Below are 15,712 nucleotides of genomic sequence, written 5' to 3'. Positions count from 1 at the left end.
AGCGCACTGTTTCACGTGAAACAACGTTGTTCCGCTCTACTGATGAGGCAAAGAAAAAGCCGGCCGTCCCGCTCAGGAGGACGACCGGCTCTCTGAACGCGCGGCTGACGCGCGGCGTCAGGTGTTCATGGACTGGAAGAAGTCGTCGTTCGTCTTCGACTGCCGGAGCTTGTCGAGCAGGAACTCGATCGCGTCCTGAGCGCCCATCGGGTTGAGGATCCGCCGCAGGATGTAGGTCTTCTGCAGGTTCTCCTTGGGCGTGATCAGCTCTTCCTTCCGGGTGCCGGACTTCAGCACGTCGATGGCCGGATAGATCCGCTTGTCCGCCACCTTCCGGTCGAGGACGATTTCCGAGTTCCCGGTGCCCTTGAACTCTTCAAAGATGACCTCGTCCATCCGGCTGCCGGTGTCGATCAGGGCCGTCGCGATGATGGTCAGCGACCCGCCTTCCTCGATGTTCCGGGCCGCGCCGAAGAAGCGCTTGGGGCGCTGCAGGGCGTTGGCGTCGACACCGCCGGTCAGCACCTTGCCCGAGGACGGGACCACGGTGTTGTAGGCGCGGCCGAGGCGGGTCACCGAGTCCAGCAGGATGACGACGTCGCGCTTATGCTCGACCAGGCGCTTGGCCTTCTCGATGACCATCTCGGCCACCTGCACGTGGCGGGTCGCCGGCTCGTCGAAGGTCGAGGAGATGACCTCTCCCTTCACCGTGCGCTGCATGTCGGTGACTTCTTCCGGGCGTTCATCGATCAGGAGGACGATCAGGTAGCACTCGGGGTGGTTGGTCTCGATCGACTTGGCGATGTTCTGCAGCATCACCGTCTTGCCGACCCGCGGCGGGGCGGTGATCAGGCAGCGCTGGCCCTTGCCGAGCGGGGCGACGATGTCGATGACCCGGCCGGAGCGGTCCTTCACCGTCGGATCCGGCAACTCCATGACGAGCCGCTCGTCGGGATAGAGCGGGGTCAGGTTGTCGAACAGCACCTTATGCCGGACGTTCTCCGGCGGCTCGAAGTTGATCTGCTGGACGGTGACGAGGGCGAAGTAGCGTTCGCCTTCGCGCGGCGCGCGGATGCCGCCGTCGACCGAGTCGCCGGTGCGCAGGCCGAACTTCCGGATCTGCGAGGGGCTGACGTAGATGTCGTCGGGGCCGGGAAGGTAGTTGGCCTCGGGGCTGCGCAGGAAGCCGAAGCCGTCCTGGACGACCTCGAGGGTGCCGGATCCGGAGATCTCCACGCCTTCCTCGGCGAGGGTCTTCAGGATGCCGAACATCATGTCCTGCTTGCGCATGGAGTTCGCGTTCTCGATCTCCAGCGTCTCGGCGAGCGCCAGGAGGTCGGCGGGCGACTTGTCCTTCAGCTCCTGCAGGCTCATGCGGGTGAGCCCCATGGCCGCGATGGCGGCGGCCAGCTCGGACGAGTCGTCCGCGTCGCCGCCGGCCTCGGCCGTCGCGTCGTCGGTCGGCATCTCGGCCACGGCGGGCTCCAGCACGTCCGCGGGGGTCTCGGTGTTGGTGTCTTCGTCTTGCATAGGTCTACTCGTGTGCGTCCGCGGCCGGACGGACCCCGGGCGCGGCTTGGAAGCGGTATGGGCGCGGCCATCGGAGAGGCAGGCGCGCCGGATGTGGTTTCGTCTCGGGAGCCGGCCGGGCGATGCGCACGCGGCCGGAGATAAGGCGGGGCGCGCCGGGAGCCCCGACGCGTAGGCGATCGGAACCACGAACGGCGGCCCCGGTCAAGCAGAGCCGGGGTCGCGGCCTCCGGCTTCATCCATGTGGGATCAGCGCGACCCGAATTCCAGGGTGACCGCCAGGACGGCGACGACGGCGATCAGGAAGGGGATCTCGTTGGTGGCGCGCCAGAACTTCGCCGACTTCGGCCGCTCGCCCGCCGCCAGCTTCTTGCGGGCTCCGGAGAGGAAGCCGTGCCAGCCCGACAGGAAGGTGACGAGGGCGAGCTTCACGATGAGCCATGGCTGCAGCAGGAAGCCCCAGCCGCGCTGCAGGGCGACGATATGGAACCAGAGCAGCGCCAGGCCGAGCAGCCAGGTGATGGTCATGGCCGGGTTGATGATGATCCGCAGGAGCTTGCGCTCCCAGACCTGGAAGTGGGCGTCGAACTCGCTGCCGGGCGGGGCCGTCTCGGTATGGTAGGCGTAGAGCCTGGGCAGGTAGAGCATGCCGGCCATCCAGGCGATGACCGCGATGATGTGCAGCCCGCGCAGCAGATCGTACCAGTTCATCCCGCCTCCCCTCGCCTGCAGGCGCAGGCCGAAAGCCCCGCCGGGCACATCCACGGCCCCTCGGGCGCCACCCCGTTCTTCCCTAGAGCGTCCACCACGGCCTTGGCCAGGGTTCCGACGAAACCCTCGCGCACCCCCGGCGTGGGGGCGCGGAGATAGGGCAGGGCCAGGACCTCGCGGGCGAGCTCGTGGTACTCATGGTCGAGCTCTACCAGCGTCTCCACGTGCTCGGAGACGAAGGCGATCGGCGAGATGAGCACGCCCTTGCGCTCGGCGCCGGCGCGGCGGATCTCGTCATCGGTCGCCGGCCCCAGCCACTTCAGCGGCCCCACGCGGCTCTGGTAGCAGACCTTCCAGTCGGCCAGCTCCGGCAGACGGGCGGCGACCGCCGCGGCTGTCGCCTCGACCTGGACTTGGTAGGGGTCGCCGGCGTCGACCACCTTCTGCGGCAGGCCGTGGGCGGAGAACAGCAGCCTGACATTGCCGGGCTTCCCGGCCTTCTCCCAAGTCTCGCGGATGGCTTCGGCGTGCGCCTCGACGAGGCCGGGCGCATTGGGATAGCAGCAGACGGTGCAGGTGCGGCCGGGTCCCCTGTACGCTCGCGCCCAGTCCTTCACCGAGCTCGCCGTCGTGGTGGTGGAGTACTGCGGATAGAGCGGAAGCAGCACGATCTCGTCCGGCCCGAAGGCCGCCACCTCGCGCGCAGTCTCGGCGGCGAAGGGCTTCCAGTAGCGCATGGCGATGAACACCCGGGCCTGGACCCCCTGCCCGGCCAGCCTGGCCTCCAGCGCCGCGGCCTGGGCCTCGGTCTCGGGCAGCAGGGGCGAGCGGCCGCCCATGATCGCGTAGTTGGCCTGTGCGGTCTTCTCCCGCGTGCGGGAGATCAGGGTGGCCAGCGGATAGCGGGCGATCGCCGACAGGCCGATGATCGCCGGGTCCCGGAACAGGTTGAACAGGAACGGCCGCACGGCCTCGGGGCCGTCCGGCCCGCCGAGGTTGAAGAGGACGACAGCGACCTTCACGCGCTTCTCCGCCACCCCGTCACGCGCTCGACCACCCGGGCGATGTGCGGGATCGGGGTGTCGGGCATGATTCCGTGGCCGAGGTTGAAGATCCACGGCCCCTGCCCCCACTGCTCGAGCAGCTGGTCCACGCGGGCGTCCAGCGCCGGGCCTCCGGCGCGCAGCAGGAGGTTATCGAGGGCCCCCTGGATAGTCCGTCCCTGCGCCTGCAGGGTGCGGCCGAGCTGGGCGGTGGCCTGGGTGTCGAGCGCGATCCCCTCGACCGGCACCGCCTCGGCGTAGTTGTAGACCTGGGCCCCGGCCCCGCGGGGGAAGCCGATGAACGGCGCCTCCACCCCGGCCGCCCTCACCTTCTCGACGATGGCCGCATGCGGCCGCACCACGATGCGCTCGAAGACGTCCTCGGAAAGCCCTTCCGCCCAGCTCTCGAAGAGCTTCAGCGCCTGCGCCCCGGAGCGCGCCTGCATGACCAGGTAGCGGGCGGTCGACTCCACCAGGACGTCCAGCAGGGCGTCGAGGGTCTCGGGGTTCTCGTAGGCGAAGGTGCGCGCCGTCTCGCGGTTCGAACCCCGCCCCTCGATCATGTAGGTGGCCACCGTCCAGGGCCCGCCAGCGAAGCCGATCAGCGCCCGGTCCGGCTCAAGTTCGGCGCGAACCCGGCTGAGCGTCTCCCCGATGTCGGCCAGCCGGCCGGTGGAGGCCTCGACCTGGTCGCTCAGGGCCTCGATCGGCGGCAGCGCGCCGAGCCTGGGCCCCTCGCCGGCCTCGAACCACACCTCCTGGCCGAGCGCCCGGGGGATCAGCAGGATGTCGGCGAAGACGATGGCGGCGTCCAACGGGAAACGGCGCATCGGCTGCAGCGTCGCCTCGGCGGCCATCTCCGGGTTGTGGCAGAAGGCGATGAAGTCCTTCGCCCGGGTGCGGAGCTCACGGTACTCGGGAAGCGACCGGCCGGCCTGGCGCATGAACCAGATGGGCGGCCGCTCCAATGTCTCGCCGGCCAGGGCGCGAAGGAGCCGCGGCGTCTGCGGCAGGACGTTCTGGGCGGTGCTCATGGGGGCCTTAAAGCCCGTAGGCCTTCCAGGCTCAAGCCCGGCCGATCCGCACACGTCCTGCCTGCCCTCCTTCAATCCTTAAGAATCTTGAAAAGGATTGGGGAAGAAGGAGGTTGGGCCTGTCGAGGACGTGGACAACTCAACGGCGCCTGCGACACCTCGCACCTTTTCCCCAGACCATGCACGGCCCGGCGGGCCGGTTCTCCCGCCCCTGTGGATTGCGGGGACGGCCGGCTAAGCGGCCCTGGGCCCTTAAGATTCCATTAACTTCCCGGCGGACGGACCCGGTCCGACCGGCGGCCATACCGGCCCTGTCGACATCCGGCCGGGTTTAGGGGCGGCCGATCCGGGCCTGTTGGTTAAGGGAGTGTAAACGCCCCGATCCATACAGCCCCTCCACCGGCGCCGGGCGGAACCCGCAGATCCACGCGATCTATCCCCATCCGCGCCCGGGTTCGCTAAGAGGGGTCCACAGATTACGTCCCCAGGTATCTTTTGACGCAGGCCCGGACCTTGCCCATCGCCGCCCAGACCCGCCTGGCCACCTATTTCCACGTGCACCTCGTGTCGGATTCGACCGGGGAGACGCTGAACGCCATGGCGCGCGCCGTCTGCGCCCGCTTCGACAACGTCCTGCCCATCGAGCACATCTACGCCCTGGTCCGCTCGCAGCGGCAGCTCGACCGGGCGCTGGGCGACATCGAGGAGGCGCCGGGCGTCGTCATCCACACGATCGTCGACCCGAACCTGCGCAGCGCCCTGGAGGAGGGGTGCCGCAGGCTCGACATGCCCTGCATCGCCGCCCTCGACCCGCTGGTCAGCGCCATGAGCCGTTATCTCGGGGCCTCGACGACCTCGAAGATCGGCGCCCACCTGCGGCTGGACAACGACTATTTCAACCGCATGGACGCCCTGAACTACGCCATCGGCCACGACGACGGTCAGGGCGGCCAGGACCTCGATCAGGCCGACGTGGTGCTGGTGGGCGTCTCGCGGACCTCCAAGACGCCCACCTGCATCTACCTGGCCCACCGTGGCGTGCGGGCGGCCAATGTGCCGCTGGTGCCCGGACGGCCGCTGCCCGAGCGGCTGTTCCAGCTGAAGAGCGCGCTCGTCGTGGGCCTGACCATCGCCCCCGACCGGCTGATCCAGATCCGCCGCAACCGCCTGCTGTCCCTGAAGGAGAACCGGGAGAGCAGCTACATCGACACCGACACGGTCCGCGATGAGATCGTCCAGGCGCGCCGGCTCTACGAGCGCCAGGGCTGGCCGGTGATCGACGTCACCCGCCGCTCGGTCGAGGAAACGGCCGCGGCGGTGCTCAACCTGCTGCACGGCGGCCACGGCCAGGTCGAGGTGCTCGGCTGATGGCGAAGGTGGTCCTGGCCTCGAAGAGCGCCGCCCGGCGCGCGGTGCTGGAGGGCGCCGGGGTGCCGTTCGAGACGGCCGTGGCCGGAGTCGACGAGGACGCGGTGAAGACCTCGCTGCTGGCGGAGGGCGCGACTCCGCGCGACGTGGCCGATGCGCTCGCGGAGCTGAAGGCGATCCGCATCTCCCGCACCCGGCCGGACTTCGTGGTCGGCGCCGACCAGACCCTGGAGTTCGAGGGGAAGCTCTACGACAAGGCCGGCACGCTGGACGAGGCCCGCGAGCGCCTCAAGGCCCTGCGCGGCAAGCCGCACAAGCTCCACTCCGCGGTGGTGGTCGCCAAGGACGGCGCGCCGATCTGGCGCGAGGTGGTGACCGCGAAGCTGACCATGCGGGACTTCTCCGACGCCTTCCTCGAGGACTATCTGGCGCAGGAGGGCGACGAGGCCCTGGGCTCGGTCGGCTGCTACCGTCTCGAGGGGCCCGGCGCGCAGCTGTTCGCGAAGATCGAGGGCGACTATTTCGCCATCCTCGGCCTGCCGCTGCTGGGCCTGCTTGACCTCCTCCGCCAGCATCGGGTGCTTGCGTCATGAGCCGGACGATCACGGGACGCACGGTGGTGGCCGGCGTCGCGGGCAGTCCCGTAGGCCATTCCCTGAGCCCGCTGATCCACAACGCCTGGCTGGAGGCGGCCGGGATCGACGGAGTCTATGTCGCCTTCGCGCCCGGGGCGGACCGCTTCGACCGGTTCGTCGAGGGGATGCGCGGCGGGGCGGTGCGCGGCGTCAACGTCACCATCCCCTTCAAGGAGGTGGCGCTTTCCATGGCCGACAAGGCGAGCGCCCGGGCGCGGGGCGCGGCGGCGGCCAACCTGCTGATCTTCGAGAGCGACGGGACGGTGATCGCCGACAACACTGACGGCATCGGCCTGATCGGCGCCCTGCAGGCGCAGGCGGAGGGGTTCGACCCGGCCGCCGGTCCGATCGCCATCCTGGGAGCGGGTGGCGCGGCGCGGGGTGCGGCCTCGGCCCTGGTGGCGGCGGGTTGCCCGCAGGTCCGGATCGTCAACCGCACGCTCGCCAAGGCGGAAGCCGTGGCCGGGGCGCTGGCCGGCGCGGTCGTCGCCTGCCCGCTGACCGCCGCGGCCGACGCCTTCGACGGGGTGACGGCCGTGATCAACGCCACCTCGGCGGGGCTGTCGGGCTCAGGATCGCTGGATGTACCGCTGGCGGCGACGCCGGAGACGGCGGTGGTGATGGACATGGTCTACAAGCCGCTCCTCACGCCGTTCCTGGCGGAGGCCCTACGACTCGGCCGGCCCACGGTGGACGGGCTGGAGATGCTGGTCCGCCAGGCGATCCCCTCGTTCGAGGCCTTCTTCGGCCGCGTCCCGCCAGCGGATCTCGACGTGCGCGCCGTGGCGCTCAAGGCGCTGGAGGCCTGACCATGCTGCTGATCGGGCTGACGGGATCCATCGGCATGGGCAAGTCGACGACCGCGGCCATGTTCCGCGACGCGGGCGTGCCGGTGTACGACGCCGACGCCGCCGTCCACGACCTCTACGACGAGGGCGGGGCTGCTGTGGGCCCGGTGGGCGAGGCGTTCCCGGGCGTCGTGAGGGACGGGAAGGTGGACCGCGAGGCGCTGCGCCAGCGCGTGTTGGGCCAGCCCGAGGCGCTCAAGCGCTTGAACGCCATCGTCCACCCGCTGGTCGGCAAGGACAGGATCGGCTTCTTCGACCAGGCGAAGGCGCAGGGCGCGGACATGGTGGTCCTCGACATCCCCCTGCTGTTCGAGACCGGGGGCCATGCCAACATGGACGCCGTCGTGGTGGTCACCGCCCCGCCGGAGATGCAGCGCGAGCGCGTCCTGGCCCGGCCCGGCATGACGCCGGAGCGGCTGGACGCCATCCTCGCCCAGCAGATGGCCGACGCCGAGAAGCGGGCCCGCGCCCACTTCGTGGTCGACACCAGCCGCGGCCTGGAGGCGGCCCGCGAGCAGGTGGCAGAGATCATCGCGGTCATGCGCGATCCCCAGAAACGTCCGCCCCGCGACCGATCGCCGGGTTGAGCGAAGGCCCCGACGCAGGGCATTAGAAGGTCATGGCGCGCGAGATCGTCCTCGACACCGAGACCACGGGCTTCGACCCCCTGACCGGCGACCGGCTGGTGGAAATCGCCTGCCTGGAGATCGAGGACTTCATCCCGACGGGCCGAAGCTTCCACCGCTATATCGACCCCTGCCGCGACATGCCGGCAGAGGCCGAAAAGGTCCACGGCCTGTCGAGCGCCTTCCTGCGCGGCAAGCCCCGCTTCGAGCATCCCGAGGTGGTCGAGGAGTTCCTCGACTTCGTGGCCGACGCCCCGATCGTCGCCCACAACGCCGGCTTCGACCGCAATTTCGTGAACTACGAGCTGCAGCTGTGCAGCCGCCAGCACCTGCACGAGCACCGCTGGGTGGACACCCTGGCGCTCGCCAAGCAGCGTTTCCCGGGGATGCACAATTCGCTGGATGCGCTCTGCAAGCGCTTCAAGATCTCGCTCTTGGAGCGGGAAAAGCACGGGGCGCTGATCGACGCCAGGCTGCTGGCGGCGGTCTACCTCGAGCTGAAGGGCGGCCGCGAGCGGCGGCTGGAGCTGACCAGCGCCTCGATGATCACGGCGGTGGCGGCGGCCAAGCAGAACGACTACGGCCAGCGGCCCCGCCCGCTCGCGCCGCGCTCCACCGAGGAGGAGCGGGCGGTCCACGCCAGCTTCATCCGCGACGTGGTGAAGTCCGACGAGCTCTGGAAGAAGTTCGGCATCTGAGCCGAAGTCGCGCGGCTGCGCCGCGCAATGATGGAAACCACGGAATACACAGAAGACACGGACGGGCTCCCCGCCCGACTTCCGTGTGGTCCGTGTATTCGGTGGTTCCTATCGACGGCGCGCAGCGCGCCGTCCAACGGTCTGGCCTCAGGCGTGGCCGACCTGTTCGCCCTGGGCCTTGCGGGCGGCGTAGACGCCGGCGAAGTCGATCGGGTCCAGCAGGAACGGCGGATAGCCGCCTTCCGACGAGACGTCGGCGATGATCCGGCGGGCGAACGGGAACAGGTAACGCGGGCACTCGATGAGCAGCACCGGCTCGATCTCCTCGGCCGGCACGCCGCCGATCTGGAACACGCCGCCGTAGAGCAGCTCGACCACGAACAGCGGGCCGTCGTCGCGCTGGGCGCGGGCCGAGAGCTTCAGGTCCACCTCGAACAGGCCGTCCTCGCGGCCGCGGGCGTTCATCTCCACGCCGAGATCGATCTGCGGCTGGGCGGCGCCGCCGCGCAGGGTCTCCGGGGCGCGCGGGTTCTCGAAGGAGAGGTCGCGGATGAACTGGGCAAGGATGCGGATGCCGGGGCCTTCGCCCGCTTGGTCCTGCGCGCCGGCGCCGGCGTCGATATCGGTCATGGTTTCGGCTTGAATCCGTGGTGAGAACGCGGGGTTGTCGCGTCTTGTCGGGGCGAGCGGCTATCATGGCGCCCCGGTCGATGCAACGCCGCCCCTGACGGGGACGTTCCCTCGTCCTATATTGGGCTGTAAAGCCAAGTCCCGAACCAGCCGGAAGGCCGTCTTGCAAGTCCTCGAACTGATCATCTTCGCGGGTCTCGCCGCCATCGTGCTCTACCAGCTCTACTCCGTGCTGGGCCGGCGCGTGGGCCGCCAGCCGGAGGAAAACGCCGCCGCCGAGGCCGCCCGTCCCGCCGTGCGCGCCCCCGACCGTCCCGCCGAGCCGCTGGACGACGGCGTCGCTCTCACCGGCCTCGCCGCCCTGAAGGCCAAGGATCCGGCCTTCGACGTCAGCCGCTTCCTCAGCGGCGCGAAAGGGGCCTACGAGATGACGGTCAAGGCCTTCGCGGCCGGCGACCGGGCCACCCTGCGCAACCTGCTGGGCCCCGGCGTCATGGCGAGCTTCGACACCGCCATCGCCCAGCGCGAGGCCGAGGGGCGCACCGAGACGGTGGAGTTCCTGCACAGCCCCCGCGCCGACCTGGAGAAGGCAGACATCGTCGGCCAGAGCGACCTGGCGCGGGTCACCGTCCGCTTCCTCGCCGAGTTCCGCAGCCGCACCAAGGGGCCGGAGGGCGAGGCGGTGGACGACAAGCGGACCGCCGAGCTGTGGACCTTCGAACGCAATCTTAACAGCCGCGACCCCAACTGGACGCTCGTCCACGTCGACGCCGCGGAGGCTTGAGGTTCCTTGAAGCTGCGTGCTGCCGGGGCGAGCCTCTTCGCCCTGATCGCGACCGCCTGCGCCACGCCGCAGTACGCCCCCGGCCCTCAGCCACGGCCGGGCCCTTTCCCGAGCCCTGAGCCGCCGAGGCCCGCGCCGCCGCTGCGGCTCATGGAGCTGTCCGAGCTGCCCGGCTGGCGGGCCGACAACCACGCCGAGGCCTTCGCCGCCTTCCGCGCTACGTGCCACGTCGCGAAGGATCCCGGGACCGCCCGGGTCTGCCGCGAGGCCCGCGCCACGCCGCCGCTCGGCGCCGCCGAGGCCCGCCACTTCTTCGAGGCCCGTTTCCGGGCGCTGGGGACGCCGGGGGAGGGGGTGCTCACCGCCTATTTCGCCCCGGAGTACGAGGCCCGCACGCGCCCCGACGCCGAGTTCTCCGCCCCGGTCCGGCCGAAGCCCGCCGACCTGAACGGCGGCGCCTACGCCCCCCGCACCGAGATCGAGGCCCGGCCGGCCGACGACGCGCTCGCCTGGATGCGGCCCGAGGACCTGTTCTTCCTGCAGATCCAGGGCTCGGGGGTGCTCACCTTCGAAGGCGGCCGCCGGATGAAGGCGCTCTACGCCGCCAACAACGGCCAGCCGTTCGTGGCCATCGCCAACCCGATGCGGGAGCGCGGCCTGCTGGCCCGGCACAACACCTCCGGCGAAATGATCCGCCGCTGGCTGGCCGACAACCGCGGGCCGGCGGCCGAGGAGATCATGCGGCTAAACCCCCGCTACGCCTTCTTCCGCCTCGCGCCCGACGACGGCAAGCAGCCGGTGGGGGCGGCCAACGTGCCCCTGCCGCCGGGCCGGGCGATCGCCGTCGACCTCGCCTACCACCAGCCGGGCGAGCTGCACTGGATCGACGCCGAGGCGCCGGTGCTGAAGGGGGCCTTCCCGACCTACCGCCGCCTGGTCACCGCCCTCGACACCGGCGGCGCCATCAAGGGCGAGGTGCGCGCCGACCTTTACCTGGGCCTGGGCCCCGCCGCCGGCGCCGAGGCCGGCCGGGTGCGCCACACCCTGCGCATGTACCGGCTCGTCCCGCGCGAGTCCCGGCCGTGAAGCGCCCGCTCCGGCCGGAGGAGCTGAGCGTCTGGCGCCTGGTCGCCGGCACGGTCCACCCTCTTCCCGGCCGCGTCGCCCCGGCGCCGGCGCCCGAGGCCTTTCCCTCCCCCGCCGTGGGGAGGGCCGACGCGCCGAAGGCGAGCGGGGTGGGGAAGAAGACCGCAGGCGCCCAGCCTGCGCCAGGTCTCCCCACCCGACCGGGCCGGAGGCCCGTCCACGCTCCCCATAAGGGGGAGGGGAAGGACCCCATCGAGCCGCGCCGCAAGCACCGCATCGTCCGCGAGCGCGAGCCCATCGGCGCCCGGCTCGACCTGCACGGCCTCGATCAGGACCGGGCGCGCGCGGTGCTCGAGGGTTTTCTCGTCCGGGCCTGGGACGAGGGCTACCGCGCCGTCCTGGTGATCACCGGCAAGGGGGTCCAGGGCGACGGCGTCCTGCGCCGACGCACGCCGGAGTGGCTCGCCGCCCCCCACCTGCACCACATCGTCGCCGGCATATCGGAAGCTGCGCGGCATCATGGCGGGGAGGGGGCCCTCTATGTGGCCCTGAAGCGGAAGCCGCGCGGGTAGGCGGAGCGGCCCTCCCCATCAAGGGAGGGAGCGTCCCGCCTTTTCCGCGAGGCCGCTGGTCCCCTCGCGGGCCTCGAGCTTCTCGGCGACCTCGTCGAGGGTGACGCCGGCGGCGGCGAGGACGACCAGCCAGTGGTAGATCAGGTCGGCGCTCTCGGCGGCCAGCGCCTTGTCGTCGGCCTGGGTGGCGGCGATGACTGTCTCGACGGCCTCCTCGCCGAGCTTCTTGGCGGCGCGCACCCGGTCGGTGAGCAGCTGTGCGGTGTAGGAGGCCGAGGCGTCCGCGCCCTTGCGGGCCTCGATGGTGGCGGCGAGCCGCTCGATGACCTCGGTGAAACGGCTCATGCGGCGGCCTCCGTGATCCGGACCGGCAGGCCCTCGGCGGCCATGGCGCGCTTCACCTCGGCGACCGAGACCTCGCCGAAGTGGAAGATAGAAGCGGCGAGCACGGCGTCGGCGCCGCCGATCTTCACGGCGTCGACCATATGCTGCGCATTGCCCGCCCCGCCGGAGGCGATGACCGGCACGTTCACGGCGCTGGTGACGGCCTTGAGCAGCTCCAGGTCGTAGCCGGACTTGGCGCCGTCGCGGTCCATGGAGGTGAGCAGGATCTCGCCGGCCCCGTGCTTCACGGCGTCAACGGCGTAGTCGACCACGTCGAGGCCGGTGTCCTCACGGCCGCCCATGACGAACACCCGCCAGCCGTTCCCGACTTCCTTGGCGTCGATGGCGACGACCGTGGCCTGGGAGCCGAAGGCGTCGGCGCAGCCGGAGATCAGGGCGCGGTCCTTCACGGCGGCGGTGTTGACGCTGATCTTGTCGGCGCCGGCCAGCAGCAGGCGCCGCGCGTCCTCCACCGTGCGGATGCCGCCGCCCACCGACAGCGGCATGAAGCAGACGTCGGCCGTGCGGGCGACGACGTCGAGGATGGTGTCGCGGTTCTCGTGGCTGGCGGTGATGTCGAGGAACATCAGCTCGTCCGCTCCGGCGGCGTCGTAGGCGCGTGCCTGTTCCACGGGATCGCCCGCGTCGCGCAGCGAGACGAACTGCACGCCCTTCACCACGCGCCCGTCCTTCACGTCGAGGCACGGGATGACGCGCACATTGAGCATCAGGCGGCGACCTTCAGGGCTTCGGCCGGGGTGATGGCGCCATTGTAGAGGGCGCGGCCCAGCACCGCGCCGGCGATCGGCGTGCCCTTGTGCGCCTTCAGCCGGACCAGGTCGTCGACGCTGGCCAGGCCCCCGGCGGCGATCACCGGGATCGACACGGCGTCGGCGATGGCCCCGAAGGCCTCGACGTTGAAGCCCATCACGGTGCCGTCGCGGTCGATGTCGGTGACGATCAGGGCGCCGACGCCGGCGTCCTCGAAGCGGCGGGCGACGGTGACGGCGTCGAGGTCGGAGTCCTCGGTCCAGCCCTGCACGGCGACCTTGCCGGCGCGGACGTCGACGCTGACGGCGATCTGCTCGGGCCACTTGCGGGCCGCCTGGCGCACCACCTCCGGCTCGCGCACGGCCAGCGTGCCGAGGATCACCCGGCTGACGCCGGCCTCGATCCAGCGTTCGATGTCGGCCATGGACCGGATGCCGCCGCCGAGCTGCACCGGCACGGAGACGGCGCCCAGGATCTGCTCCACCGCCGCCTCGTTGACGGCCTTGCCGGAGACGGCGCCGTTCAGGTCGACCACGTGGATCCAGTGGAAGCCGCCGTCCGCCCAGGCGCGGGCCTGGTCGGCGGGGCTGTTGTTGAAGACGGTGGCGGTGGACAGGTCGCCGTGCAGCACGCGCACGCACTGGCCGTCCTTCAGGTCGATGGCGGGATAGAGGATCACAGGCGCCACTCCAGGAAGCTGGCCAGAAGGTTGAGCCCCGAATGTTGCGACTTTTCGGGGTGGAACTGAACGCCGGCCATGTTGCCGCGCGCGACGGCGGCAGGGAACCGCCCGCCGTGCTCGGCCCAGGCGGCCACGTCGGCGGGATCGTCCGGATAGAAGGCGAACGAGTGGGTGAAGTAGACAGCGCGGCCGTCCTTCAGCCCCGAGAGGAGGGGATGGTCGGTCACGCCGGTGAGGGCGTTCCAGCCCATGTGCGGGATCTTGGCGGCGGGATCGGCGGGCTCCAGGCGGCGGACCTCGCCGGGAATCCAGTCGAGGCCGGGCGTGACGCCGAACTCCAGGCCGCGTGTGGCCATGAGCTGCATGCCGACGCAGACGCCCAGGAAGGGCGCGCCGCGGCGGCGCACCGCCTCGGTCATGGCCTCGATCAGACCGGGGCGGGCCTCCAGCGCCGACATGCAGGCGGCGAAGGCGCCGACGCCCGGCAGCACCACCCGGTCGGCGGCGGCCACGGCCTCGGGATCGCAGGTGACCACGATCTCGCTCTTCCCGTCGGCGGCGCGGACGAGGGCCTTTTCGGCCGAGCGCAGGTTGCCCGACCCGTAGTCGATCAGGGCGACACGCTGCATGGGAGGAGATTCCTTTCTGGTCGGACAGCCGGACGGAAAAGCGGGTCCCACTTTTCCTGGCTGCTCCTCCTAGAGCACGCCCTTGGTGGAGGGGGCGTGGCCGTGGGTCTTGGGGTCGAGCTCGACCGCCTGGCGCAGGGCCCGGGCCAGCGCCTTGAAGCCGCTCTCGGCGATGTGGTGGGAGTTGTCCCCGTACAGGGTCTCCAGGTGCACGCAGGCGCCGGCGTTCATGGCGAAGGCGTGATGGAATTCCTTGAAGAGCTCGGTGTCCATGTCGCCGACCTTGGGCCGCGAGAAGCCGACCTTCCAGACCAGGTAGGGCCGGTTGGAGAGGTCGATGGCGCAGCGGGTCAGCGTCTCGTCCATCGGCACATAGGCGTGGCCGAAGCGGCGGACACCCTTGAAGCCGTCGAGCGCCTGCTTCACCGCCTGGCCCAGCACGATGCCGGTGTCCTCGACGGTGTGGTGCATGTCGATGTGCAGGTCGCCCTTGGTCTCGATCTCGACGTCGATGCCGCCGTGCCGGGCGAAGCTCTCCAGCATGTGGTCGAAGAAGCCGACGCCGGTGGACACCTTGGACACGCCGGTCCCGTCCAGGTCCACCAGGACGCGGATCTGGGTCTCCTTGGTGTTGCGGACCACCTCGCCTGTGCGGCTCATGCGCTCAGTATCCCTTGGAGGCCGCCAGGTCCTTCAGCGGGACCTGCGGCCGGGGGCCGTAGTGCGAGATCACCTCGGCCGCGGCGAGCGAGGCCAGCTTGCCGCACTGCTGCAGCGGACGCCCCCGCGCCAAGCCGAACATGAACCCGGCCGCGTATTGGTCGCCCGCGCCGGTCGTGTCCACGACTTTTTCCACAGGCTCGGCGGCCACGGCGAGGCGCTCGCCCTGCGAGAGGATCACCGAGCCCTTCTCCGACCGGGTGACGGCGGCGAGCTTGACCCGCTGGCGCAGGGCCTCGGCGGCCTCGTCGAAGCTGTCGGTCTCGAATAGGGACTTCAGCTCGGCCTCGTTGGCGAACAGCAGGTCCACCTGACCCTCGATGAAGCCGAGGAGGGCGCCGCGGTGGCGCTCCACCACGAAGCTGTCGGAGAGGGTGAGCGCGATCATCCGGCCCGAGCCGTGGGCCAGGGCGGCGGCCTTGGCGAAGGCGCGGCGGGCGGCTTCCGCGTCGAACAGGTAGCCTTCGAGGTAGACGATCTTCGCCGCCTCGATGGTGTCCTTCTCCACGTCGTCGTCGGTGAACTGCACCGAGGCGCCCAGGAAGGTGCACATGGTGCGCTGGCCATCGGGGGTGACGTTGATCATCGAGACGGCCGTCGCCGGGCCGCCGGCGAGTGGGGCGTTCTCGAACCGGGCGCCGATCTCGCGCATGTCGCGGGCGAACAGCTCGCCGAGCTGGTCGTCGGCCACCTTGCCCATGAAGGCGCCCTTGCCGCCGAAGGAGGCGAGGCCCGCGATGGTGTTGGCCGCCGAACCGCCGGACGCCTGGATCTCCGGCGTCATCCGCGAATAGAGCTGCTGCGAGCGCTGCTGGTCGACCAGCATCATCGCGCCCTTGTCCAGGCCGTTCTCCGCCAGGAAGGAATCGGGGGCGGGCCCGATCACGTCGACGATGGCGTTGCCGATGGCGGCGACGTCGTAGAGGTCTGGCATCTATGGGCTTTCCGGCGGCGAGGGCCT

At 70.6% G+C, this 15,712-nt stretch carries 19 protein-coding genes; 8 read left to right on the top strand and 11 right to left on the bottom strand.

Annotated elements, in window-relative coordinates:
* Nucleotides 1-117: 117 nt before the first annotated feature.
* From rho to hemE, 4 genes are all read right to left on the bottom strand, one after another.
* Nucleotides 118-1,530 carry a transcription termination factor Rho gene (rho, locus tag V7Z97_RS00775; RefSeq protein ID WP_442957998.1) on the bottom strand — a complete coding sequence of 471 codons (1,413 nt, stop codon included), beginning with the start codon at nucleotides 1,528-1,530 and terminating at the stop codon, nucleotides 118-120.
* 249 nt (nucleotides 1,531-1,779) lie between these two features.
* Entirely contained in the window at nucleotides 1,780-2,241 is a 462-nt protein-coding gene (locus V7Z97_RS00770) for a CopD family protein (RefSeq protein WP_334160743.1), read from the bottom strand.
* Nucleotides 2,238-3,263: a ferrochelatase gene (hemH, locus tag V7Z97_RS00765; protein ID WP_334160742.1), complete on the bottom strand. Its 1,026-nt coding sequence runs from the start codon at nucleotides 3,261-3,263 to the stop codon at nucleotides 2,238-2,240. Before hemH ends, V7Z97_RS00770 begins: the two co-directional genes overlap by 4 nt.
* Nucleotides 3,260-4,318: a uroporphyrinogen decarboxylase gene (hemE, locus tag V7Z97_RS00760; RefSeq protein ID WP_334160741.1), complete on the bottom strand. Its 1,059-nt coding sequence runs from the start codon at nucleotides 4,316-4,318 to the stop codon at nucleotides 3,260-3,262. Before hemE ends, hemH begins: the two co-directional genes overlap by 4 nt.
* Before the next feature lie 513 nt (nucleotides 4,319-4,831).
* On the opposite strand from hemE, the gene V7Z97_RS00755 reads away from it, so the two are divergent.
* From V7Z97_RS00755 to dnaQ, 5 genes are read left to right on the top strand one after another with little or no spacing between them, the layout of a single operon-like run.
* Nucleotides 4,832-5,686, top strand: a complete 855-nt coding sequence (locus V7Z97_RS00755; RefSeq protein ID WP_442957997.1) for a pyruvate, water dikinase regulatory protein — start codon at nucleotides 4,832-4,834, stop codon at nucleotides 5,684-5,686.
* A complete protein-coding gene (locus V7Z97_RS00750; RefSeq protein ID WP_334160739.1) occupies nucleotides 5,686-6,279 on the top strand; it encodes a Maf family protein in 594 nt (197 codons plus the stop codon). Before V7Z97_RS00755 ends, V7Z97_RS00750 begins: the two co-directional genes overlap by 1 nt.
* The gene (aroE, locus tag V7Z97_RS00745) at nucleotides 6,276-7,130 is read left to right on the top strand and encodes a shikimate dehydrogenase (protein WP_334160737.1); all 855 of its coding nucleotides are present in this window, start codon (nucleotides 6,276-6,278) and stop codon (nucleotides 7,128-7,130) included. Before V7Z97_RS00750 ends, aroE begins: the two co-directional genes overlap by 4 nt.
* A 2-nt stretch (nucleotides 7,131-7,132) precedes the next feature.
* Entirely contained in the window at nucleotides 7,133-7,756 is a 624-nt protein-coding gene (gene coaE, locus V7Z97_RS00740) for a dephospho-CoA kinase (protein ID WP_334160736.1), read from the top strand.
* A gap of 32 nt (nucleotides 7,757-7,788) precedes the next feature.
* Nucleotides 7,789-8,493 carry a DNA polymerase III subunit epsilon gene (gene dnaQ / locus V7Z97_RS00735; RefSeq protein WP_334160735.1) on the top strand — a complete coding sequence of 235 codons (705 nt, stop codon included), beginning with the start codon at nucleotides 7,789-7,791 and terminating at the stop codon, nucleotides 8,491-8,493.
* 147 nt (nucleotides 8,494-8,640) lie between these two features.
* Here dnaQ and secB read toward each other — a convergent pair whose 3' ends face one another.
* Nucleotides 8,641-9,123 carry a protein-export chaperone SecB gene (gene secB, locus V7Z97_RS00730; RefSeq protein ID WP_334160734.1) on the bottom strand — a complete coding sequence of 161 codons (483 nt, stop codon included), beginning with the start codon at nucleotides 9,121-9,123 and terminating at the stop codon, nucleotides 8,641-8,643.
* A gap of 163 nt (nucleotides 9,124-9,286) precedes the next feature.
* Between secB and timA the strand changes: the two genes are divergently transcribed.
* The 3 genes from timA to V7Z97_RS00715 are packed head-to-tail and all read left to right on the top strand — an operon-like array spanning nucleotide 9,287 to nucleotide 11,565.
* Nucleotides 9,287-9,907 (top strand): TIM44-related membrane protein TimA, encoded by a 621-nt coding sequence (gene timA, locus V7Z97_RS00725; RefSeq protein ID WP_334160733.1) that lies wholly within the window; start codon nucleotides 9,287-9,289, stop codon nucleotides 9,905-9,907.
* A 6-nt stretch (nucleotides 9,908-9,913) separates the two neighbouring features.
* Entirely contained in the window at nucleotides 9,914-10,993 is a 1,080-nt protein-coding gene (locus V7Z97_RS00720) for an MltA domain-containing protein (protein WP_334160731.1), read from the top strand.
* Entirely contained in the window at nucleotides 10,990-11,565 is a 576-nt protein-coding gene (locus tag V7Z97_RS00715; RefSeq protein ID WP_334160729.1) for a Smr/MutS family protein, read from the top strand. Before V7Z97_RS00720 ends, V7Z97_RS00715 begins: the two co-directional genes overlap by 4 nt.
* A gap of 18 nt (nucleotides 11,566-11,583) precedes the next feature.
* Here V7Z97_RS00715 and V7Z97_RS00710 read toward each other — a convergent pair whose 3' ends face one another.
* The 6 genes from V7Z97_RS00710 to V7Z97_RS00685 all read right to left on the bottom strand — a co-directional run bounded on the left by V7Z97_RS00710 (nucleotide 11,584) and on the right by V7Z97_RS00685 (nucleotide 15,685).
* Entirely contained in the window at nucleotides 11,584-11,910 is a 327-nt protein-coding gene (locus V7Z97_RS00710; RefSeq protein WP_334160728.1) for a phosphoribosyl-ATP diphosphatase, read from the bottom strand.
* Nucleotides 11,907-12,677 carry an imidazole glycerol phosphate synthase subunit HisF gene (hisF, locus tag V7Z97_RS00705; protein WP_334160725.1) on the bottom strand — a complete coding sequence of 257 codons (771 nt, stop codon included), beginning with the start codon at nucleotides 12,675-12,677 and terminating at the stop codon, nucleotides 11,907-11,909. Before hisF ends, V7Z97_RS00710 begins: the two co-directional genes overlap by 4 nt.
* Entirely contained in the window at nucleotides 12,677-13,399 is a 723-nt protein-coding gene (gene hisA, locus V7Z97_RS00700; protein WP_334160724.1) for a 1-(5-phosphoribosyl)-5-[(5-phosphoribosylamino)methylideneamino]imidazole-4-carboxamide isomerase, read from the bottom strand. Before hisA ends, hisF begins: the two co-directional genes overlap by 1 nt.
* On the bottom strand, nucleotides 13,396-14,031 hold the full coding sequence (gene hisH, locus V7Z97_RS00695) for an imidazole glycerol phosphate synthase subunit HisH (RefSeq protein ID WP_334160723.1): 636 nt from the start codon (nucleotides 14,029-14,031) through the stop codon (nucleotides 13,396-13,398). The genes hisA and hisH overlap by 4 nt, the downstream gene beginning before the upstream one ends.
* Before the next feature lie 69 nt (nucleotides 14,032-14,100).
* Complete coding sequence (hisB, locus tag V7Z97_RS00690; RefSeq protein ID WP_334160721.1) at nucleotides 14,101-14,691, bottom strand: imidazoleglycerol-phosphate dehydratase HisB; 591 nt, start codon at nucleotides 14,689-14,691, stop codon at nucleotides 14,101-14,103.
* A gap of 4 nt (nucleotides 14,692-14,695) precedes the next feature.
* Complete coding sequence (locus V7Z97_RS00685) at nucleotides 14,696-15,685, bottom strand: adenosine kinase (RefSeq protein ID WP_334160720.1); 990 nt, start codon at nucleotides 15,683-15,685, stop codon at nucleotides 14,696-14,698.
* Between the last annotated feature and the right edge of the window lie 27 nt (nucleotides 15,686-15,712).

Source organism: Phenylobacterium sp. (assembly GCF_036821595.1).
In the GTDB taxonomy this organism is placed as follows: Bacteria; Pseudomonadota; Alphaproteobacteria; order Caulobacterales; family Caulobacteraceae; genus Phenylobacterium.
This window is presented reverse-complemented; position numbering and strand designations above follow the sequence as displayed.